This window comes from Glycomyces amatae, from assembly GCF_020991375.1.
GTDB classification, from domain to species: domain Bacteria; phylum Actinomycetota; class Actinomycetes; order Mycobacteriales; family Micromonosporaceae; genus Glycomyces; species Glycomyces amatae.
The window spans coordinates 42,083-62,019 of sequence record NZ_JAJLQZ010000023.1 but is presented as its reverse complement, the minus strand read 5'-3'; the positions used below and the strand labels follow the sequence as shown (position 1 = coordinate 62,019).

19 protein-coding genes and 2 pseudogenes are annotated in these 19,937 nt (G+C 70.7%); 11 read left to right on the top strand and 10 right to left on the bottom strand.

The genetic code is table 11. The features are described from left to right. Window positions 1-49: 49 nt before the first annotated feature. Window positions 50-1,480 (bottom strand): RNA/DNA-binding domain-containing protein, encoded by a 1,431-nt coding sequence (locus tag LO763_RS24480; RefSeq protein WP_230790170.1) that lies wholly within the window; start codon window positions 1,478-1,480, stop codon window positions 50-52. Between the two features lie 115 nt (window positions 1,481-1,595). Here LO763_RS24480 and LO763_RS29470 point away from each other — a divergent pair, with 115 nt between their 5' ends. Continuing rightward, window positions 1,596-1,703, top strand: coding sequence for an endonuclease NucS domain-containing protein (locus tag LO763_RS29470; RefSeq protein WP_304608875.1), 108 nt, complete (start codon window positions 1,596-1,598; stop codon window positions 1,701-1,703). Window positions 1,704-1,842: 139 nt separating this feature from the next. Here the strand turns inward: LO763_RS29470 and LO763_RS24475 are convergent, their stop codons facing one another. Further along, a complete protein-coding gene (locus LO763_RS24475; protein ID WP_230790167.1) occupies window positions 1,843-2,310 on the bottom strand; it encodes a hypothetical protein in 468 nt (155 codons plus the stop codon). Window positions 2,311-2,530: 220 nt separating this feature from the next. Here LO763_RS24475 and nucS point away from each other — a divergent pair, with 220 nt between their 5' ends. After that, window positions 2,531-3,196 (top strand): endonuclease NucS, encoded by a 666-nt coding sequence (nucS, locus tag LO763_RS24470; protein WP_230790164.1) that lies wholly within the window; start codon window positions 2,531-2,533, stop codon window positions 3,194-3,196. A gap of 49 nt (window positions 3,197-3,245) precedes the next feature. Here nucS and LO763_RS24465 read toward each other — a convergent pair whose 3' ends face one another. Together LO763_RS24465 and LO763_RS24460 are read right to left on the bottom strand one after the other, a co-directional pair. Further along, window positions 3,246-3,623 (bottom strand): DUF4190 domain-containing protein, encoded by a 378-nt coding sequence (locus LO763_RS24465; protein WP_230790161.1) that lies wholly within the window; start codon window positions 3,621-3,623, stop codon window positions 3,246-3,248. Between the two features lie 201 nt (window positions 3,624-3,824). Beyond that, window positions 3,825-4,232, bottom strand: a complete 408-nt coding sequence (locus LO763_RS24460) for a hypothetical protein (RefSeq protein ID WP_230790159.1) — start codon at window positions 4,230-4,232, stop codon at window positions 3,825-3,827. A gap of 362 nt (window positions 4,233-4,594) precedes the next feature. On the opposite strand from LO763_RS24460, the gene LO763_RS24455 reads away from it, so the two are divergent. The 3 genes and pseudogenes from LO763_RS24455 to LO763_RS24445 form a co-directional block, all read left to right on the top strand. Beyond that, entirely contained in the window at window positions 4,595-5,677 is a 1,083-nt protein-coding gene (locus LO763_RS24455; RefSeq protein ID WP_230790156.1) for a mannose-1-phosphate guanylyltransferase, read from the top strand. An 8-nt stretch (window positions 5,678-5,685) separates the two neighbouring features. Continuing rightward, window positions 5,686-6,195, top strand: coding sequence for a hypothetical protein (locus tag LO763_RS24450; protein WP_230790153.1), 510 nt, complete (start codon window positions 5,686-5,688; stop codon window positions 6,193-6,195). Between the two features lie 368 nt (window positions 6,196-6,563). Then, window positions 6,564-6,815 (top strand): annotated as a pseudogene (locus tag LO763_RS24445) (WhiB family transcriptional regulator); the annotation flags it as partial. A gap of 363 nt (window positions 6,816-7,178) precedes the next feature. Here the strand turns inward: LO763_RS24445 and LO763_RS24440 are convergent. Beyond that, on the bottom strand, window positions 7,179-7,610 hold the full coding sequence (locus tag LO763_RS24440) for a metallopeptidase family protein (protein WP_230790150.1): 432 nt from the start codon (window positions 7,608-7,610) through the stop codon (window positions 7,179-7,181). A gap of 121 nt (window positions 7,611-7,731) precedes the next feature. On the opposite strand from LO763_RS24440, the gene LO763_RS24435 reads away from it, so the two are divergent. The 5 genes from LO763_RS24435 (at window position 7,732) to manA (ending at window position 12,483) form a co-directional block, all read left to right on the top strand. Beyond that, window positions 7,732-8,172 (top strand): DUF3499 domain-containing protein, encoded by a 441-nt coding sequence (locus tag LO763_RS24435; protein WP_369432076.1) that lies wholly within the window; start codon window positions 7,732-7,734, stop codon window positions 8,170-8,172. An 88-nt stretch (window positions 8,173-8,260) separates the two neighbouring features. Next, the gene (locus tag LO763_RS24430; protein ID WP_230790144.1) at window positions 8,261-9,640 is read left to right on the top strand and encodes a phosphomannomutase/phosphoglucomutase; all 1,380 of its coding nucleotides are present in this window, start codon (window positions 8,261-8,263) and stop codon (window positions 9,638-9,640) included. 3 nt (window positions 9,641-9,643) lie between these two features. Continuing rightward, window positions 9,644-9,859, top strand: coding sequence for a Trm112 family protein (locus tag LO763_RS24425; protein ID WP_230790142.1), 216 nt, complete (start codon window positions 9,644-9,646; stop codon window positions 9,857-9,859). 103 nt (window positions 9,860-9,962) lie between these two features. Next, window positions 9,963-11,156 carry an SIS domain-containing protein gene (locus LO763_RS24420; RefSeq protein ID WP_230790140.1) on the top strand — a complete coding sequence of 398 codons (1,194 nt, stop codon included), beginning with the start codon at window positions 9,963-9,965 and terminating at the stop codon, window positions 11,154-11,156. Window positions 11,157-11,334: 178 nt separating this feature from the next. After that, a complete protein-coding gene (gene manA, locus LO763_RS24415) occupies window positions 11,335-12,483 on the top strand; it encodes a mannose-6-phosphate isomerase, class I (RefSeq protein ID WP_230790137.1) in 1,149 nt (382 codons plus the stop codon). Window positions 12,484-12,545: 62 nt separating this feature from the next. On the opposite strand, the gene LO763_RS24410 is transcribed toward manA, so the two are convergent. Continuing rightward, window positions 12,546-13,583 carry a GNAT family N-acetyltransferase gene (locus LO763_RS24410; RefSeq protein ID WP_230790134.1) on the bottom strand — a complete coding sequence of 346 codons (1,038 nt, stop codon included), beginning with the start codon at window positions 13,581-13,583 and terminating at the stop codon, window positions 12,546-12,548. A gap of 112 nt (window positions 13,584-13,695) precedes the next feature. Next, window positions 13,696-14,730 carry a GNAT family N-acetyltransferase gene (locus LO763_RS24405; protein ID WP_230790131.1) on the bottom strand — a complete coding sequence of 345 codons (1,035 nt, stop codon included), beginning with the start codon at window positions 14,728-14,730 and terminating at the stop codon, window positions 13,696-13,698. Window positions 14,731-15,238: 508 nt separating this feature from the next. Between LO763_RS24405 and ahcY the strand changes: the two are divergent. Continuing rightward, window positions 15,239-16,697: pseudogene (ahcY, locus tag LO763_RS24400) on the top strand (adenosylhomocysteinase). Between the two features lie 65 nt (window positions 16,698-16,762). Here the strand turns inward: ahcY and LO763_RS29460 are convergent. The 3 genes from LO763_RS29460 to LO763_RS24390 all read right to left on the bottom strand — a co-directional run bounded on the left by LO763_RS29460 (window position 16,763) and on the right by LO763_RS24390 (window position 19,931). Then, a complete protein-coding gene (locus tag LO763_RS29460; RefSeq protein ID WP_304608873.1) occupies window positions 16,763-17,623 on the bottom strand; it encodes a serine hydrolase in 861 nt (286 codons plus the stop codon). A gap of 188 nt (window positions 17,624-17,811) precedes the next feature. After that, a complete protein-coding gene (moeZ, locus tag LO763_RS24395) occupies window positions 17,812-18,990 on the bottom strand; it encodes an adenylyltransferase/sulfurtransferase MoeZ (RefSeq protein WP_230790126.1) in 1,179 nt (392 codons plus the stop codon). A gap of 104 nt (window positions 18,991-19,094) precedes the next feature. Next, on the bottom strand, window positions 19,095-19,931 hold the full coding sequence (locus LO763_RS24390; RefSeq protein ID WP_230790123.1) for a DUF3152 domain-containing protein: 837 nt from the start codon (window positions 19,929-19,931) through the stop codon (window positions 19,095-19,097). Between the last annotated feature and the right edge of the window lie 6 nt (window positions 19,932-19,937).

Sequence of the window (19,937 nt, the reverse complement as noted above, 5' to 3'; positions counted from 1 at the left end):
GCGTGAACTTCACGCTTTGGGCGATTCGATCGGTCATCGCACTGGTCGCTCATTCATCGAGCCGTCGATACCCGGTGCGTCTTCCACGCCCTCCGACCTGTTCGATCAGCCCGTCCGATCGCATGCCTCGCAGGGCGAGCCGAATGGTCGCCGGGTTCAATGCCAGCTCGGCTTCGAGCTGGGCGACCGTCTTCAGCTCTGTGGAGAGCGCGTCATAGACCCTCGCCTTGGTGCCCTTGAGTTCCGGCTTCGGGGCCGCGGGCAGTGCCGACAGCGCTGCGGTGAACCTGATCGCCGTGTCGGTGTAGTGCGCTGCGGGCAGGCCCGCCTCGACCAGCGCGCCCGCGACCGCGGGGATGCCGGTGGCCAGGGCCTCCACGACCCGTCCGCTTTCCGGAGTGCGAAGGTACTGGCAGATGCTCAGCAGCTGCGCATTACGCGCCGAGCTCACCGCTTCTCTCCCCAGCCGATCGAGCGTGATGCCGTGCAGTCCGCCGGGATTGGACACGATGAGTCGATCCGGGCAGAGCCGCACCTCGGTGGCCAGTCCGGCCGACCACGAGGAGAGGTCCCTGTGGATCAAGGCGTTCGCGACCAGCTCACGGAAAGCGACGAGCGGGTAAGCAGGCCGATCGATCACCGAGCCGTCCGCCCGGGCCACGATGTCGGTGGAGAAATTGGTTCTGGCCCATGCCATCGCCTGATCGATCATGTGCGGGATCGGCCCGGTGATCAGTTTCTGGTTGCGGACGCGTGCCGCCTGAGCACCGGTGCGACCGGAATCCACGGCCGCCTGGATGGCGAAGCGCGGCAACCACTGCTGCGGGTAGGCGCCCATCGCGAGGATTCCCGCGACGGTCGGGGTGCCGTCGCCGTCGACGACGCCGGCGCGGCGCATCAGTTCGGTCCGGTCGGAGAACCGGCCGAGTCCCTGCGGGTCGCGCTCCCGGACGGTGCGGAGGAACGACTCGGTCAGCTCCCCGTCCAGATCATCGATCGTCGCCCCGCGGCAGGGCTCGCGATCGGACATCGGCGCGGTGCGCTGCGAGAGGAACGCCTGCTCTTCCAGCGTCGACATGCGATAGTCGCCGTCCCAGCCACGGAGGTACGCCGCTCCGGACTTCGCCGCACGACACGGCTTGGAGGACGGATCGCACTCGTGAACCCGTGCCAGCACCAGGTGGGCACCGTCGACCTCGGCGTCCTCGAACGCCACGCGGACCGGTGGGACGAAGTTCCGGGCCTTCGAGGCCAGCGCCTGTTTGAGCCCTTGCGGATCCGACAACCCGACAGGGCGGAATCCGGTGCGCTCGTCGAGGCCCAGTACGATCAGCCCGCCCCCGGGCAGGTTCGCGAGCGCGCTCAACGTCGACGTCAGCGACTCCGGCAGGCCGCCAGCGGCGGATTTGACCTCGATGGAGGCGGTGTCGCCGCCGGAGGTTCGAAGCAGGTGCAGGATCTCGTCGATGTCTTCAGTCACGAGGCAAATGTAAGCCAAACATCATTACATTTCCGGTACCGACACTTACATTTGATGCCATTTCAGCGTTCACGGGCACGACGGCAGGCGCGGCAAGGCCGGCAGGGTGCTGGCCATGCGTTTGCCGGCGGCTCGCTGCCAGGTCGACTGCACGGGGCGGCCTTCCGCCCGCCTGCCCATGGCCACCCGGCTGATCATCTGGAAGGCGGACGGGTCAGATTGAACCGCACGCTCTGATCGAATGACGCATCTGATGCTATTTCCACGCTCTGATCATTCACGGGCCCGATGAGGAGCACGCCGAGCCATGTAGGGCGCCAGAGCCCTCCCCAGGGCTCGCCGACGATCCGGCCATTCCATCGCTAAAGAGTGGCGATGTTGGAGCTCAGGTCTGCTCGCATCGCCTGTTTGACCTCCTTGAAGGTGGCGAACACCGCTTTGAGCAGATCATCGTGTGCGGCCTCGCTCAGAGGTTCCCCAGAGACGATGGCTTCGCGCAGATCGCGCACAGCATGAAAATAGGCGACCGCAGGCCGGGCCACGTCGGGGGCCGCGAGCACCTCCATCTGGTGACCCGGAACGTAGCAGCGGCCCCAGGCTTCGTTCGCCCTGGCGATGCGCTCCTCCGCGGGCATCCGCGTCTCGAGGAGCAGTACGCGGAGTTCGTGCCTCGCTTGGGAGAGTGTCGCCAGAAACGACCCGTACAGTTCTCGCCGGACCTGCCGCCACTCCGCCTCGGCGGCTCGGCGCTCTCTGCGCCGCTCGACGAGGATGGTGGCGCCCGTTGCGATGACCGCACCGAGAAGCGTCGCCAGAAGGGTAGTCCACATACCCGTAGCGTAATTTCTATCGATCACCCTGCGCAACAGACGATCTCATGACCACCTCTGCACCCTCCCGCGGATGGGTGAGCGGTCGCGCAGACCTCCGGAGTCGCCGCCGCTCGCTGCGGCAGACGGGCCTGCGGCAAGTTCGGTGATCTGGAACCCCGAACCCCGGCGGCGAGAGCACGCGCGGGCCGCGCGCCGAGTCGGCGGTAGGGTCTTCGGCATGCGTTTGTTGGTGGCACGGTGCCAGGTTGATTACACAGGTCGGCTTTCCGCCCATTTGCCCATGGCTGTCCGTTTGATAATATGGAAGGCTGACGGGAGCGTGCTCGTCCATGCCGACGGGGGGTCGTACAAGCCGCTCAACTGGATGACGCCTCCCTGCACCGTGGTCGAGGGCGCCACCGAGTGGACCGTGACCTCGAAGAAGACCGGCGACCAGCTCAAGATCACCATCGAGGAGGTCCTGCACGACTCCAGCCATGAGCTGGGGATCGACCCGGGGCTCCAGAAGGACGGGGTCGAGGCGCACCTCCAGGAGCTGCTCGCGGCCGACACCGGGCCGCTCGGCAAGGGGTGGACGCTGGTCCGCCGGGAGTACCCGACCGCGATCGGCCCGGTGGACCTCATGTGCCGCAACGCCGACGGCAGGAACGTGGCCGTCGAGATCAAGCGCCGCGGGGAGATCGACGGCGTCGAGCAGTTGACGCGGTACCTGGAGCTGCTCAACCGCGACCCGCTGCTGGCCCCGGTCGACGGCGTCTTCGCCGCGCAGGCGATCAAGCCCCAGGCCCGGGTCCTGGCCGAGGACCGCGGCATCCGCTGCGTGGTCCTCGACTACGACGACATGCGCGGGGCCGTGGACGAGAGCCAGCCCCGGCTGTTCTAGCGAACGGAGAGGGCCGCGGCGATGCCGCGGCCCTCTCCGGTTGAAACCGCTACATGTTCTCGAGGTCGGCGCACTCGGTGGAGCCGTAGACCGCCGAGTCGGGGTCGTTGCACTGGTCCTCGGCGATGCCGAGGAGCACGAAGTAGATCGCGATCGAGGCGATGAGGGTCAGCACGCCGAGGATGATGCCGGCGAGGCCGGTGCCCTTGCCCTTGCCGCCGCGCGAGCCGGCCTTGACCATGGCGACGATGCCGAAGATGACGGCGAGCACACCGAGCGGAAGTCCGGTGATGAGGTTGATCCCGGGGATCCAGGAGAAGACGATCAGGCCGACCAGGCCGAGGACCAGGGCGGTGACGCCGAAGGCGTTGCCCTGCTTGGCGGGCATGGGCTCGGGGGCGGGGGCCGGGGCGGGCGGGTAGGACACGGCGTACTCCAAATGGTTCGCGATCGATGTTCGATCCGGGCAGAACTGCGGCGAGTGTATGCCATCGGCACCACCGCTGTCATGCCGTAACGGATGACGGCGCCCCGGCGATGAGGGCCGCTCGGGCCTCGGCGGCCCGAATCCGTTCCGCCGCAAGCACAAGGGCCGCGGCGTCGCCGCGGCCCTTCGACGTCCGACCGGTCAGAGGTTCTCGATGTCCTCGATCAGCTGGTCGCACTCCGCGGTGGTGAGGCCCTCGGCCTCGCACTGGGACTTGTACTCGTCGTAGTACTGGTCGACCGTGTCCTGGACGGCGTTCACGACCATGATGTTGATGACGATCGCGACGCCCACCGCGAGGACGCCGAGCACCAGGCCGGCGCCGCCGGTGCCCCTGCCCTTGCCGTTCCGCTTGCCGGCCGTGGCCAGCGCGACGACGCCGAAGATGAGGGCGAGTACGCCGAGGACGATCCCGACGATGTTCAGGAAGGGGATCACGGCCAGCACGATGCCGATGATGCCGAGCACGAGAGCCGTCACGCCGAAGCCGTTGCCCTGTTTGACGGGCATGGGCTGGGCGACGGGAGCCGGAGCGGGCGGGTAGGCCACGAAGGAACTCCTAGGGATGGTGATGAACGATTCCTTGGGCGGAACAGCGGTGAGTCTAGGACAGCGGTGCGAGCCTCCGCCGTTCGCATACCGGGTCGATGTCCGAGACGCCCGCCACCGCAACAGGATCGAGCAGCGCCGCTACCGAAGGCATCCGTCCCATGAGCACTCATGGCGTTCGGCGAGGCCGCCGATCCCCCGCGGCGGACCGGCTCTGGCGCGAACCGTCGGCAAGCGATATCATGATCCGCGGGCCACCGGGGATCGGTGCATTCTTCACGCGGCCGTCGCGACCGCGTCACCTGCGCTGCCCCGCCGCAGGGGTGAACGGGCACGTGGGAGCGGCGTGCAAGACTATTGGCATGCTTCACGCGGTGGTCCCCGCAGGCGGTTCCGGAACCAGGCTCTGGCCCCTGTCTCGCGCGCAACGACCCAAGTTCCTGCTGCCCTTGACCGGCACGGGCTCCTCGCTGCTGCAATCGACGGTGGAACGGGTCCGGCTCCTGTCCGACCCCGGCCGCGTGTACGTCGTCACCGGCGCGGCGCACGCCGTCGACGTCGCCCGCCAGCTCCCCGAGGTCCCCGGCGACAACATCCTCGTCGAGCCCTCCCCGCGGGACTCCGCGGCGGCCATCAGCCTCGCCGCCGCCGTCATCGCCGAGCGCGAGCCGACCGCGGTCATGGGCGCCTTCGCCGCCGACCACCTCGTGCTGGACGGCGAGGCGTTCGCCAAGACCGTCGAGCGCGCCATGGAGCTGGCCGAGACCGGCCTGCTCATGACCATCGGCATCAACCCCACCGGCCCCGACACCGGCTTCGGGTACCTGCGCCTCGGCGCGCCCGTCGGCCCCGGCTACCAGCTGGAGGCCTTCGTCGAGAAGCCCGACCAGGTCTCGGCCGTGGAGTACGTCTCGGCCGGGAACTACCTGTGGAACGCCGGGATGTTCGTCTGGCGCGTCGACGTCTTCCTCGCCGAGCTCAAGCGCCACCGCCCGGCCCTCCACGACGCGGTCCGCACCCTCGCCGCCGCCTGGGACTCCACCGGTCGCGAAGCGCTGTTCTCGCAGCTGTGGCCGACCCTGGAGAAGATCTCGATCGACTACGCCGTCATGGAGCCGGCCGCCGCCGCGGGCAAGGTCGGCGTCGTCCCCGGCGACTTCGACTGGCACGACGTGGGCGACTACCACACCCTCGGGCAGGTCCTCACGGCCGCCGACAAGGTCGGCAACGTCATCGTCCGCGGCTCGGGCGAGACGCTCCTGACCGAGTCCAAGCGCAACGTCGTCGTCCCCGCCGCCGGGCGCCTCGTGGCCGCGGTCGGCGTCGACGACATGATCATCGTCGACACCCCCGACGCGCTCCTGGTGTGCCCCAGGGACCGCGCCCAGGAGGTCAAGGCGCTGGTCGAGGAAGTGAAGCAGGCCGCGCGGACCGATCTGGTGTAATGGCGCCCATGCAGCTCGCCCCGCGCCACCGCACCGTCGCCGCCGCCGTCCTGCTGGCCTGCGCCGCGGCCTTCGTCCTCGTCGCGCTCTCCCAGTGGCTCTTCGGGATCGGCCTCGACCCGCGCGACGACACCCTCAGACGCGCCGCCGGGATCGGCTTCACCGACGACGCCCGCGGGACCCTCTTCTCGATCGTCCCCGTCGCGCTCCCGGCGCTCGCGGCGCTCCTGGCGCCCGACACGCGACCCGGAAGGGTGATCGGCCGCCTCACCCGTCTCCTCTACGTCGCCTACCTCGTTATCGGAGTGCTGCTGATGTTCTCGGCGGCTCGGTACGGTTTCGACGATGCCAGGCAGCTGGCCGAGGAGGGACAGGTCTTCATCGACACCCGCACCGCGGTGGAGCGACTGGTGCTCGACGCGGTGTGGCTGACGCTGGCCGGCGTCGGCCTGTTCCTTTCGCGCCGCCGCGGCGATCGCGAGCGATCCTCCACTACAGAGGAACAGGACGAAGCCTAGACACTCCTGTCAAGACAAGTCCCCCGCAAGCGTGAGTCTGAGGGGTCCTTCCATCAATCAGATCACTGTGCGCTATCGTCTGACATCGAACCGTTATCGGATTAGCGATGAAGACTCATCGTCCATAGAGATGAGCAAGGCGGCGCGGCCCCATCTACAGGCCGCCCGCGGGCACCGGGGCTTCCGAGAAGAAGCCGCAGACATGCAGGACTGACGCACCGGCGGACCACCTGGTGGCCCGCAGCGGGGCCGTACGCGTCTCAGGGGAGGCGACGCGTCCGCGCCCGGTCCTCATGCCGTTGCCGCGCAAGTGATTGCAAGGGGGGAGCACCGGTTCGACCGGTGCGCGAACGAGGAGGCGGACGCATATGGACGGCCGTGACTACTTGGCCGACCTGTTGGGTAACGTTCCGGAGTGGCAGGCTCGCGCATTGTGCGCGCAGACCGATCCGGAGGCGTTCTTCCCCGAAAAAGGGGGCTCCACGCGGGATGCGAAACGCATCTGCGCGCGGTGCGAGGTCAAAGAGAACTGTCTGCAGTACGCGCTCGACCACGACGAGCGGTTCGGGATCTGGGGCGGGCTCTCCGAGCGCGAGCGCCGCAAGATCAAGCGCCAGGCGCGCGAAGCGGCACGCCGGCGCAGCGAGCGCATCCCGGTGGTGGTGTGCCTGCCGACCCCGATGATCAACCCCGCGGTGGCCGCGGAGGCGGCGTTCGCGCAGGAAATGCGCCACGCCGAGCCGTACGAGCGACTCAGCGTCGCCACCGGCGGACAGGGCGGCGCCCTGATGGACGAGCTCGTCGGCGCCCGCATGGGCGCACCGGCGGAGGAGCTCGTCGAGGAGGCGGCGCGCGACCGGATCCCGGTCGCCGCATAAGAGGACATCTACGATCGCACGACACGGCGAGAGGGCGGGCCAGCGAAGTCCCGCCCTTCCGCCGTGCCCGGGGCCGGACGCGGTCCAAGGGGGCGGCAACGGGGCCTAGGACTCCAGGTCCTCGGGCGGCAGGTTGAGCAGGGACGCGAGCTGCTCGGCCAGGATCGAGCGCACCAGCGACTCGGCGTCGGCCTTCGAGTCGTACCGGATCTCGATCGGCCTGCGGTACAGCACGATCCGGGGCGCGGCCGCGACCGTGCCCGGCTGCGCCGGGTACAGCTTCGACAGCGGCACCCCGCGGTCCTCGACCACGTCGGCGTCGTAGTCCTGCGAGTCCGGCGGGACCTCGTCGACGGCGAACTCGACGTGCCGCAGATCGGTGAAGTTCGAACCGAGGTTCTCCGCGAGGCGCTGCTCGAGCACCGCCACCGCGTCCATCACCAGCGCGTCGAACTCCTCCACGGCCGTGCGCCGCAGCGGCAGGGCGCGGGGCGCGAGCGGCCCCCGCATCCCCCGTCCGTGTCGATCTCTGCGCATGGGGCCACCTTAGCGTCCGGGTCCGACCGAAACGGCCCCCGCGATCCGCGGCGACACGAATCCGTGAGAGGCCACTGCTCAGCGCCGCTGACTTCGCCACAGCGAGTGGTAGTTTCGTGGGGTGAGGTCGGATCGGCGTTGCTCCCGGAACGGCTGCCGCCAGCCTGCGGTGGCCACTTTGACATACATATACTCGGATTCGACCGCTGTGGTCGGCCCGCTCTCGACGGCGCGGGAGCCCCACAGCTACGACCTGTGCGACGCCCACGCCCGGCGCCTCACCGTCCCCCACGGCTGGGAACTGGTCCGCCACCAGGGCGACTACGCCGTGCCCATGCCCACCGACGACGACCTGGTCGCCCTGGCCAACGCCGTCCGCGAGGCGGCCGTCGGCGAGCGGCACGAACCCGAGACCGAACCGGCCGACGCGGCCACGCTCGCGAGCCGCCGCCTGGCCGAGACCGAAACGGCGCAGCGGCCGGGGCACCGCCCCGCGGGCCCCCAGTTCGGTGCCCGGCGTCACCTCCGGGTGGTGTCCGGCGACGAGGACCCACAGCGCTAGTCTCGTCACGGAGGCGGCCCCGCACGCCGCAGCTGCGGTCCCGGCGCCTCCCACCGGCCCCGTAACCCGGAAAGGCGGCATCTGACCCGTGGCTTCCCAGCTCAGCGAATTCGTGAAGGCCTACGACGTCCGCGGACTCGTCGGCTCGCAACTCACGCCCGAGGTCATGGAGGCCATCGGCGCGGCCGCCGTCGCCGTCACCGGCGAGCGGACCTGGGCCGTCGGCCACGACATGCGCGACTCGGGGCCCGGTTTCGCCGCCGCGTTCGCGCGCGGCGCCACCAGGGCGGGGGCCGACGTCATCGAGACCGGCCTGTGCTCGACCGACATGCTCTACTTCATCGCCGGCAGCCGCGACGTCGCCGGCGCGATGTTCACCGCCAGCCACAACCCCGCCGAGTACAACGGCCTGAAGATGTGCCTGCCCGCCGCGCGGCCGATCGGCCTCGACACCGGCCTGGCCGACATCCGCGACAGGGCCCAGGCGATCCTCGACGGCGAGCCCGCCCCCGCCGCCGCCGAGCCGGGCAGCGTCGTGAAGGAGGACTTCCTCGCCGCGTACGCCGCGTACATGCGCGACCTCGTCGACCTCGCGAAGATCCGCCCGCTCAAGATCGTGGTCGACGCGGGCAACGGCATGGGCGGCCACACCGTCCCGGCCGTCCTCGGCGACCAGCTCCTGGACGGGCTCCCGCTGGAGATCGACCCGCTCTACTTCGAGCTCGACGGCACCTTTCCCAACCACGAGGCGAACCCGCTGGAGCCGGCGAACCTCGTCGACCTCCAGGCCCGCGTCAAGGAGGTCGGCGCCGACCTCGGCCTGGCCTTCGACGGCGACGCCGACCGCTGCTTCGTGGTCGACGCCGACGGCGAGCCCGTCACGCCGTCGGCCATCACCGCGCTCATCGCCACCCGCGAACTCGCCAAGCACCCCGGCAGCGCCGTGTGCCACAACCTGATCTGCTCCAAGGCCGTCCCCGAGATCATCGCCGAGCACGGCGGCCGCCCCCTGCGCACCCGCGTCGGCCACTCCTACATCAAGGCCGTCATGGCCGAGGAGGACGCGGTCTTCGGCGGCGAGCACTCCGGGCACTACTACTTCCGGGACTTCTGGTTCGCCGACACCGGCATGCTCGCGGCCATGCACGTCCTGGCGGCGGTCGGCGAGACCGACCGGCCCCTGTCGGAACTGGCGGACCGGTTCGTCCGCTACACGCCCTCCGGCGAGATCAACTCCGAGGTCGCCGACCCGCACGCCAAGATCGAAGAGGTCGCCGACCACTTCGCGGGCCGGGACGGGGTCGAGACCGACCGGCTCGACGGCCTCACCGTCTCCCTCCGGGACGGCTCGTGGGCCAACCTGCGCCCCTCGAACACCGAACCGCTGCTGCGGCTCAACGTCGAAGGCCCCGACCAGGCCTCGATGGAACGGCTGCGCGACGACATCCTCCGCATCGTAAGGAACTAGCCCATGCCCGCCACCGCGCCCAAACCCGTGCTCCTGGAACTGCTGCGCTGCCCCGAGCCCCACCACGCGCCGCTCGCCTACGACCGCGAGGAGAACGCGCTCACCTGCTCCGAGTGCGCGAAGGTCTTCCGGGTCGAGGACGGCATCCCCGTGATGCTCCTCGACAGCGCCTCCGGCGGCGGCGCTTCCGGCAACGGCGCCGCGCACCACGGCGAGTAGGCCCCCGACCAGCGGCCGCCCCACGGCGGCCGGCTCCCCCGCAACCGAAGCGAACCGCCCAGGGGCGCGGCCCCGCAGGCCAGAGGCCAAGGAGGAACACAGCATGGGTCCTGAGGACGACGGGCTCGCCGGGATCACCGGCGACCGGCTCCCCGACGAGCGCCGCATCGAAGGCGACCTGAGCGACGCGATCCGCCCCGGCGGCGCCCTGTGGGCGCTCGCCTCGGCCGGGCCGCAGCTGCGGGAGTCCGCCGCGCTCGCCGCCGACGCCGGGCTCGGCGCGCTCGCCGAGGAGGGCCGCCCGCGGGCGGTCGTCGTCGCGGGCGTCGGCACCGCCGCCCGGACCGGCGACATCCTCGCCACCGTCGCCGGGCCCCGCTGCCCCGTGCCGATCCTCGGGCACCGCTCCGCCGGCGTCCCCGGCTGGGTCGGCGCCGCCGACGTGGTCATCGCCGTGTCCGCGTCCGGACGCAGCCCCGAGGCGCTCGCCGCCGCCGAGGCCGCCGCCCGCCGCGGCGCGCGCCTGGTCGCCATCGGCGCCCCCGACTCCGAGCTCCAGGCCGTGGCCGAGCGGGCCCGCGCCTCGTTCGTGGCCGTCCCGCGCCGGGCCCCGGCCCGGCTCAGCCTGTGGGCCCTCACCGTCCCGGTCCTCATGGCCGCCAGGGAGCTCGGGCTCGTGAGCCTGGTCGAGGCCGACATCGCCGAGACCGCGCGCCGCCTCGACGAGGACGCCGAGCGCTGCCGCCCCGACGCCGACGCCTACGTGAACCCCGCCAAGGAGCTCGCGATGAACCTGGCCGGGTCGATCCCGGTCGTGTGGGGCTCCAGCCCGCTCGCGGGCGTCGCCGCCCGGCGCTTCGGCGACATGCTCGCCGCGAACTCCCGCTACCCGGTCGTCTCCGGGGAGCTCGGCGAGGTCGGGCGCGGCCGCGTCGGCCTCCTCGACGGCGTGTTCGGCTCGCTCGCCGAAGGCCGGAAGGACATCTTCGCCGACCCCGGGGAGGACGAGCTGACGCGCCTGCGGATCGTGCTCATGCGCGACGACGGGCTCGACGGCGACGACTCCACCCCCAAGCCCGACACCCGCCGCGCCGACGCCGTGGCCGACCTGGCCGCCCGGCGCGGCGTCCGCTGCGACGTGCTCCCGGCCGAGGGCGGCTGCGCGCTCGAGCGGCTCGCCTCGCTCATCTCGGTGCCCGACTTCGCGTCCGTGTACCTCGCGCTCGCCCACGGGCTCGACCCGATGCGCGTCCCGGCGGTCTCGGAGATGAAGGACCTGACGCTCGGCGGCGAGTAGCCGTCCTCGCAGCTCACGGGCATTGCGGGAGGCCGCGGCGGGCGGTGCCCGCCGCGGCCTCCCGCGTTCCACCGGGCGGCGCCGCAGGAGACGGGCCGGGGTATCGGGGCGCGCGGGCCGTACCGATACAGTTGAGTCCTCCGACCTGAACAACACCCGAACAACAAGAGGAGCGGCGGTGCAGGGGCTGTACGGCGTCATCCGCAACTACGCCTGGGGGTCGCAGGTCGACCTCGCCCGGCTCCAGGGCCGGGAGGTCCCCGCGGACCTGCCAGAGGCCGAGGAGTGGTTCGGCGCCCACCACAGCGCCCCCTCGACCCTCCACGACGGGGGGCCGCTGGACGACGCGATCGCCTCGAACCCCGCCGCGATGCTCGGCGAGCGCGCCGCCGAGCGGTTCGGCCCGAGGCTCCCGTTCCTGCTCAAGCTCCTCGCGGCCGCCAAGCCGCTGTCGCTCCAGGCGCACCCGAACGCCCGCCAGGCCCACTCGGGCCACCAGCGGGAGATGCGCATCGGCATCGACACGGCCTACCGCAACTACGTGGACGACAACCACAAGCCCGAGATGCTGGTGGCGCTCACCGAGTTCCGCGCCATGTGCGGCTTCCGCGACCCGCTCGCGGCGGCCGCGGACATCGAGGCGCTCGGCGTCCCCGAGCTCGAAGGGCTCACCGCCACGCTGCGCGACCGGAAGGCCGGGCTCCGCAAGGCCGTCCCGGACCTCCTCGGGCTCGCCCGCGAGGAGTGCCGCTCGATCATCGACGCCGCGGCGAAGGCCGCCTCCGAGCTCGCGACCGAGGACGGCGCCGACCTGGTGTCCCTGGCCCGCTCCTACCCCGACGACCCGGGCGTACTGGTGAGCCTGCTGCTCAACCACATCACGCTCCAGCCCGGCGAGGCCGTGTACATGCCCGCGGGGAACCTGCACGCCTACCTGCACGGCTTCGGCGTCGAGGTCATGGCCGCCAGCGACAACGTGCTGCGCGGCGGCCTCACCAACAAGCGCGTGGACGTGCCCGAGCTGCTGCGCGTCCTGGACTTCCAGGCGATGACCGACCCGCGCACGGGGGCCGAGGACGACGGCCCGGTGCGCTCCTGGCCGGTCCCCATCGACGACTTCGCGCTGCGGCGCGTCACGCTGACGGGCGAGGCGGTGACCGTCGAGCTCGACGGCCCGCGGATCTGCCTGTCCACCGGCGGCGCCGTCACCGTGGCCGACGGCGAGGGCGAGGTCGCCCTGTCGCCGGGCCGCGCCGCGTTCTCGGCGGGCACCGCCGGGCCGGTCACGGCCTCGGGGATCGGCGAGCTGTTCATCGCGAGCGCCTGAGCGCCCGCGAAGACCGGCCCGACCGCATCGCGGTCGGGCCGTCTCCCGTCGCAGGGCCGGTCTCAGGCGAGCTTCTTCTGCACGTTGAGGTCGCGGCACAGGGGCCGGTAGCCCATCATCTCGTTGATCTCGATCATGCGGTCGTTGGCCTCGGCGTTCCAGGTGTGCACATGGCGCATCGCCGGCCGGTGGCGCAGCAGCTGGCGCTGGTTGGCGATCTTGAGGATCGTGCCCAGGCGGCGGCCGCGGTGCTCGGGCAGGACGATGGTGTCGTCCTGCCAGGCGTGCTCGTCGTCGCCGGGGTTGACGAGGATGAAGGTGTACCCGGCGACCACGCCCGTCTCGATGTGGCGGACGGCCGTGATGACCTGCATCTGGGCGCGCCGCTCGCGGGTGCGCTCGTAGTCGCGCAGGCGCGCGGCGTCGAACACGGCCGGCCTGATGTCCAGCTCCTCCCCCATCGGCGGGTCGGTGTACATGCGCTCGCACAGGTGGGCGATGCCCTCGACGAGGTCGTCGGGGACCGCGCGGGCGACCGACTGCACGAGTTCGTACCCGTCGGCGTGCTCCCAGGCCTCGTCGTAGCGGCGCGCGAGCGCCTCCTCGTCGGTGAGCGCGAGGTCGTTGCGGCGGTGGACGTCCCGGTCGACGACCCGGTAGCCGCGGGCGGCGGCGAAGCGGCGCCCGGCCTCGTCGAAGGCCGGTCCGCCGTCGAGGCGCTCGACGGCGTAGCCCAGGAGCGTGTCGCGGCCCAGTCCGGCGGCGCGGCGCTCGGCGAAGCCGAGCAGCGCGGTCCCGACGCCGCGCCTGCGGTGGTCGGGGTGGACCTCGAGCGCGAGCTCCACCAGGTGCCGGTTGTCCTTGACGGGCATCGAGAGCTCGAGGGCGCCGACGACCTCGGCGCCGACGCGGGCGACGTGGCGCTCGACGTCGACCGCCTCGGACCACAGCAGCAGGTTCAGGCGTTGCAGCGCGGGGTTGACGTGCGCTTCGCCGGGCCTGTCGTGGGTCGCGACGGCGTGCCGCATGTCGATCCAGGCGTCGACCAGGCCGCGGTCGAGCGGGTCGATCGGGGTGATGTCGATGTCGTTGGTATGCATGTCATCGACGATCAGGCACGGGCCTCTCGGGGCGCAACGTCATTTGCGGAAAACGAACGGCCCGACCGCTGCGCGGTCGGGCCGTCTCCCATTGCAACGCGGGAACTCGGTGTCAGGCGAGCTTCTTCTGCACGTCGAGGTCGCGGCACAGGGGCCGGTAGCCCATGGCCTCGTTGATGAGGATCATGTGGTCGTTGACCTCGGCGTTCCAGGTGTGGACGTAGCGGATCTCGGGGCGGTAGCGGCGCATGAGCCGCTGGTTGGCGATCTTGAGGATGATGCCGAGGCGGTGTCCTCGGTGCTTCTCCTCGACGATGGTGTCGCCCTGGTAGGCGTGGAGCTCCTCGCCGGGGATGAGGCCGAGGTCGGTCATGCCGGCGACCTCGCCGGACTCCACGTGGACGACGGCACTGCAGAAGCGGGTCTCGGCCCGCTCCTTGCGCGTCCACTCGGTGTTGCGGATGCGGGCGGCGTCGTACTCGGCGGGGCGGATGTCGAGCTCCTCGCCCTGGGGCGGGTCGGTGTACATGCGCTCGCACAGGGCGGCGTACCCGTCGACGATCTCCTCGGGGCAGTCGTCGATCCACTGCACGAGCTCGTAGCCGGCGGCCTTGGCCCAGGCGTCGGCGTAGAGCCGGGCGAGTTCGTCGTCGCCGACGAGCGTGATGTCGTTGCGGCGGTGGATCTCCTGGTCGACGGTCTTGTAGCCGCGGGCCTTCGCGAACTCCTGCCCGGAGTGGTCGAAGCGCGGGCCGTCCTCCAGGGAGTCGACGGCGAAGGCGAGGATCGTGTCGCGGCCGAGTTCGGCGGCGCGGCGCTCGGTGAACTCGAGCAGCGCGGTGCCGACGCCCTGGCGGCGGTGCTCGGGGTGGACCTCGAGTTCGAGTTCGAGGAGGTGCTGGTTGTCCTGGTTCGGCATGGAGTACTGGAGCGCACCGACGACGGTGCCGTCGCGGCGCGCGACGTACCGCTCGACGTCGAGGGCGTCGGGCCACAGGAGGAGCCGGAGCCGCTGGAACGCGGGGCTGGGCAGCGGCTCGCCGGGCAGGTCGTGCTCGACGACGGCGCGCTGGGTGCGGATCCAGCCGTCGACCAGCTCGCGGTCGAGCGGGTCGATCGGAACGATGTCGATGTCAGAGTTGCTCACGTAGGGACCCTCTCGCGGATCGGGACGAGGCGCAATCGAATTAGCGGGAGGCGGTTCGATCCGCGGCTCGGGCCCGGAGGCCGCGGGCCCGGGGCACGCGAAGGCGGGTAGTCCCTGGGGGACCCCTTGGTTCAAGGGTATTCGCGGAGTACGACAAAAGGCCCCGGCCGCGATGCGGCCCGGGCCTGTGGTCCGGCGCAAAAATTAATGTGCCGGGCAGCCACCCCAGACTGCCCGGCACTCCCCCCGGTTTGGTTTCCCCGTGGCGCCGGCGGTGATGGTTCGAGACCCTGTGGATCTCCGCATCTCCGTGACGCTGCGTATCTGCAATATTACCCATAGCCTCGGCAGTGTCAAGCCGAAACTCGGGTTCCACGGATATTTTTTCCGTGACTTCCGCCGCCGCCCGTCACGGTGGCCCCGACCACCCCTTTCGCGGCCGCCGCGTGGCCGCCGCCACGGGCCCGTTCGACGGGCCCGCCCGGGGGCACCGCGTAGCATTTCAGGCATGACGAACACGCTGCGAGCCGACGACTACAAGGTCGCCGACCTCAAGCTGGCCGACTACGGCCGGCACGAGATCCGACTGGCCGAACACGAGATGCCCGGCCTGATGGCCCTGCGCGAGCGCTACGGCGCGTCCCGTCCCCTGGAGGGCGCCCGCATCACCGGGTCCCTGCACATGACGATCCAGACCGCCGTCCTCATCGAGACGCTCACGGCGCTCGGCGCCCGCGTGCGGTGGGCCTCGTGCAACATCTTCTCCACTCAGGACCACGCCGCCGCCGCGATCGCCGTCGGCCCGGGCACCCCCGACCAGCCGCAGGGCGTCCCGGTCTTCGCCTGGAAGGGCGAGTCCCTCGAGGAGTACTGGTGGTGCACCGAGCGGGCGCTCGACTGGGGCGACGAGGAGCCGAACCTGATCCTCGACGACGGCGGCGACGCCACGATGCTGGTCGTCAACGGCGCCAAGTTCGAGGCCGCCGGGGCCGTCCCCGACCCGGGCTCGGCCGACAGCGAGGAGGAGGCCGTGGTGCTCTCGCTGCTGGCCCGCTCGCTCAAGGACGACCCGGGCCGCTTCAGCCGCCAGGCCACGGCGATCCGGGGCGTCACCGAGGAGACCACCACCGGCGTGCACCGGCTCTACGAGCTCGAGCGCGACGGGCGCCTGCCGTTCCCGGCGATCAACGTGAACGACTCGGTCACCAAGTCCAAGTTCGACAACAAGTACGGCGTGCGGCACTCGCTGCCCGACGGGATCAACCGGGCCACCGACGTCCTCATCGGCGGCAAGGTCGCGGTCGTGTGCGGCTACGGCGACGTCGGGAAGGGCTCGGCCGAGGCGCTGCGCGGCCAGGGCGCCCGCGTGATCGTCACCGAGATCGACCCGATCTGCGCGCTCCAGGCCGCGATGGACGGCTACCAGGTGCTGACCCTCGAGGACGCGGTCGAGTACGCGGACATCTTCATCACCACCACCGGCAACCGCGACATCATCTCGGTCGACCACATGCGCCGGATGAAGCACCAGGCGATCGTGGGCAACATCGGGCACTTCGACAACGAGATCGACATGGCCGGCCTCGCCGCCGAGCCGGGGATCAAGAAGCTCGAGGTCAAGCCGCAGGTCCACGAGTGGCAGTTCGCGGGCGTCGACGGCGCCGCGGGGCACTCGATCATCGTGCTGAGCGAGGGCCGGCTGCTCAACCTGGGCAACGCGACCGGCCACCCGAGCTTCGTGATGAGCAACAGCTTCACGAACCAGGTGCTGGCAGATGGAGCTGCACACCAGGCTCGAGTCGTACCCGATCGGCGTGTACACGCTGCCGAAGCACCTCGACGAGGAGGTGGCCCGCCTGCACCTGGACGCCTTGGGCGTCAAGCTGACCGAGCTGTCCAAGAAGCAGGCCGACTACATCGGCGTGAAGGTCGAGGGGCCGTACAAGCCCGACCACTACCGCTACTAGGCGAAGACGAAGGGCCCGGACTCCGGTCCGGGCCTTTCGCATGTCCGTGCCGTTGCGCCGCAGGGCTATTCGGTGTCGATGACCTCGCGGGTGATCCGGGCGACCTCCTCGACGATCGGGATGCCCTCGGCGTCGTCGACGGCGCCGCTGGTGAGGATCGCCATCGTGACCGGCTCGTCGCCGTCGCCGTCGAGGACGCCGACGGAGTTGACCACCCATAGGCCGTCGAGCTGCGACTCGACGTCCCAGCCGTTCTTGAGCCAGACCGCCTCGCCCTCCTTCGCGGCGGCGGAGACGCCCCACGCCTGCTCCTCGACGACGGCGCCCATGAGCTCGCGGCCGAGGGCGACCTGCTCGGCGTCGAGCACCCCTGCGAAGAGGTTGAGGTCGGTGAGGACCAGCTGGTCGGGGGCGCTGGACCAGCCCACGCCCCAGCGGCCCTGCGCGTCGACCGCGGTGTCCTGGAGGCCGTACCGCTCGTGCGCGGCCCGGAGGGCCTCGGCTCCGCCGAGGTAGTTGTAGAGGGACGTGGTCGAGTCGTTGTGGGACTCGGTGATCATGCGCTCCAGCAGTTCCCGGTGGTCCTCGGGGATCGCGTCGACCGAGCCCCAGTACTGCTGGACCATCGCGAGGATCTCGACCTTGACGACGGAGGCGGTGATGTGGGTCTGCGCGGGGTTGTAGTCGAGGCGCATGCCGGCCTTCTCGACGGCGACCGAGGCCTCGACCAGAGTGTCCGTGGAGGCGAGGTAGGCGTCGATCCGGGTCTTGAGGTCGGCCTCGAGCTCTTCGCGGGAGACGCCGAAGACGGTGTCGAGGCCGAGCTCGGAGGCGTTCGCGGCCACCGTGGCCACGGCACCGCCGCCGACGAGGACCGCGGCGGCGGGGACGCCGAAGCGCAGGACGGTCCGGCGGGAGGAACGCACGCGACTGGAGGATCGTTCGCTTTTGCGGGTCATGGAGCCCAGGCTAGGGAACCGGTCAACCGGGAGTCAACGCCTCAGGAAGGGAATTCCTTGATGAACCGAGTCTGAAATCTCATAACGACTCGAAGCAACCCAAAGCGCGACGAAGGGCGTACGGCCCGTGGCCGCACGCCCCTCGCGGACGCCCGCTAGTAGGCCGGCAGGCTCGGGTCGACCTGGTTGATCCAGCCGAGCACGCCGCCCTGGACGTGGACGGCGTTCTTCAGCCCGGCGGCCTTGGCGGCGGCCAGGGCCTCGGCGGAGCGCACGCCCGCCTTGCAGTAGAAGACCGCCTGCCGCTCGGTCGGCAGATCGCTGAGCGCGGCACCGGAGACGATGTCGCCCTTGGGGATCAGCCGCGAACCGGGGATGCGCACGATCTCGTACTCGGCGGGCTCGCGCACGTCGATGAGGTCGATGTCGCGGCCCTCCTTGAGCCACTCGGCCAGCTCGCGCGCCGTGATGGTCGAGCCGACGACGGCCTCGGCCGCCTCGTCGGTGACCGACCCGCAGAACTCCTCGTAGTCGATGAGCTCCTTGATCGTGGCGTTCGGGCCGCAGACCGCGCAGTTGGGGTCCTTGCGGACCTTGATCTTGCGGTAGCTCATCTCCAGGGCGTCGTAGACCATGAGCGAGCCGACGAGCGGGTCGCCGATGCCGGTGAGCAGCTTGATGGCCTCGGTGGTCTGGATCGAGCCGATCGAGGCGCACAGGACGCCGAGGACGCCGCCCTCGGCGCAGCTCGGGACCATGCCCGGCGGCGGGGGCTCGGGGTAGAGGCAGCGGTAGCACGGGCCCTGGTCGGCCCAGAAGACGCTGGCCTGGCCGTCGAAGCGGTAGATCGAGCCCCACACGTACGGCTTGCCGGAGAGCACGGCCGCGTCGTTGACCATGTAGCGGGTCGCGAAGTTGTCGGTGCCGTCGATGATGAGGTCGTACGGCTCGAAGATCTCGAAGACGTTGTCGTTGTCGAGCACCGCGTTGTGGATGACGACCTCGACATGCGGGTTGATCTCGCGGATCGTGGCGGCGGCCGACTCGGACTTGGGGCGGCCGATGTCGGACTGGCCGTGGATGATCTGGCGCTGGAGGTTCGATTCGTCGACGGTGTCGAACTCGGCGATGCCGATCGTGCCGACCCCGGCGGCGGCCAGGTACATCAGCGCGGGGGACCCGAGGCCGCCCGCGCCCACGCAGAGCACCTTGGCGTTCTTGAGTCGTTTCTGACCGTCCATGGCGACGTCGGGGATGATGAGGTGGCGCGAATAGCGGCGCACCTCGTCGACCGACAGCTCAGAGGCTGGTTCGACCAGCGGCGGCAAACTCATATGTCCAATAATGCATGTCCACGGTGTGGATATTCCACCGGGAAGCGCGGTGTGCGGTTCTTCACGCCCGTGGGACGGTCCGTCCCATTCTGTGGAATGCGGGTCTAGCGGTCGACGAAGTCGTCCGGGGGGAGCTCGGGGCCGTTGTAGTCCCCCGCGGGCCCCGACACGTACGTCTCGCCGTCGGGGAAGGGCCAGGAGTTGCCGACGCAGCCGGCGAGCCGGTAGGTCTGCTGGGCCATGACCGGGGAGGTCTCGCCCTCGGCGGGGCACACCTCGTGGCCGTGGCCGAGCCGGTGCCCGACCTCGTGGTTCACGGCGTACTGGCGGTAGCCGTCGAGGGTGCCGTCCCAGTGGTCGACGGCGGTGATCCAGCGGGCCGAGTTGATGACGACGCTGTCGCCGTTGCGGCACGAGACGGTGGTGTTGGTCGAGCCGCACAGCAGCGCGCGCTGCTCGGGGCTGGCGAGGTAGACGGTGAAGTCCGCGCCGCCGCCCTCGCCGACCTGCTGGAAGCGCCAGCCGCCGCCCGCGGTCCAGGAGCGGGGGTCGGCGAGCGTCGCGTGGACGAACCCGCTGAACTCCTCCGCGTCGAGCTCGAGGCCGTTCTCGACGGCGACGTCGTAGGTGAGGAGCGTGCCAGCGGTGCCGAGGACCCCGGTGTCCGCCGGTTCGGCGTAGGTCCAGGTGCCGGTGCCGGAGAAGTACAGCGGCGGGACGACCGCGGCCTCGGGGCTGGGAGAGGGCGGGGCGTCGGGGGACGGCGCGACGACGGTGCTCGGGGCGACCTGCTGCTCGTCCAGGGCCTGCGGTTTCTCGGCGTCGGCGGCGTCGATGGCGAAGTAGGCACCCGTCCCCGCCATGAGGACGAGGATGGCGAGCAGCACGAAGCGGCGCCGCCTGCGGAGCCTGCGGTTGCGGTCGAGCCGTCCCTCAGTCACACCGGC

Bases quoted from the DNA above. Each gene is read 5' to 3' on its own strand.
- LO763_RS24420 (WP_230790140.1), top strand. From the start codon at position 9,963: ATGGGTCCTGAGGACGACGGGCTCGCCGGGATCACCGGCGACCGGCTC.
- LO763_RS24475 (WP_230790167.1), bottom strand. From the start codon at position 2,310: ATGTGGACTACCCTTCTGGCGACGCTTCTCGGTGCGGTCATCGCAACG.
- nucS (WP_230790164.1), top strand. From the start codon at position 2,531: ATGCGTTTGTTGGTGGCACGGTGCCAGGTTGATTACACAGGTCGGCTT.
- moeZ (WP_230790126.1), bottom strand. From the start codon at position 18,990: ATGAGTTTGCCGCCGCTGGTCGAACCAGCCTCTGAGCTGTCGGTCGAC.
- LO763_RS24425 (WP_230790142.1), top strand. From the start codon at position 9,644: ATGCCCGCCACCGCGCCCAAACCCGTGCTCCTGGAACTGCTGCGCTGC.
- LO763_RS29470 (WP_304608875.1), top strand. From the start codon at position 1,596: ATGCGTTTGCCGGCGGCTCGCTGCCAGGTCGACTGCACGGGGCGGCCT.
- LO763_RS24410 (WP_230790134.1), bottom strand. From the start codon at position 13,583: ATGCATACCAACGACATCGACATCACCCCGATCGACCCGCTCGACCGC.
- LO763_RS24440 (WP_230790150.1), bottom strand. From the start codon at position 7,610: ATGCGCAGAGATCGACACGGACGGGGGATGCGGGGGCCGCTCGCGCCC.
- LO763_RS24455 (WP_230790156.1), top strand. From the start codon at position 4,595: ATGCTTCACGCGGTGGTCCCCGCAGGCGGTTCCGGAACCAGGCTCTGG.
- LO763_RS24450 (WP_230790153.1), top strand. From the start codon at position 5,686: ATGCAGCTCGCCCCGCGCCACCGCACCGTCGCCGCCGCCGTCCTGCTG.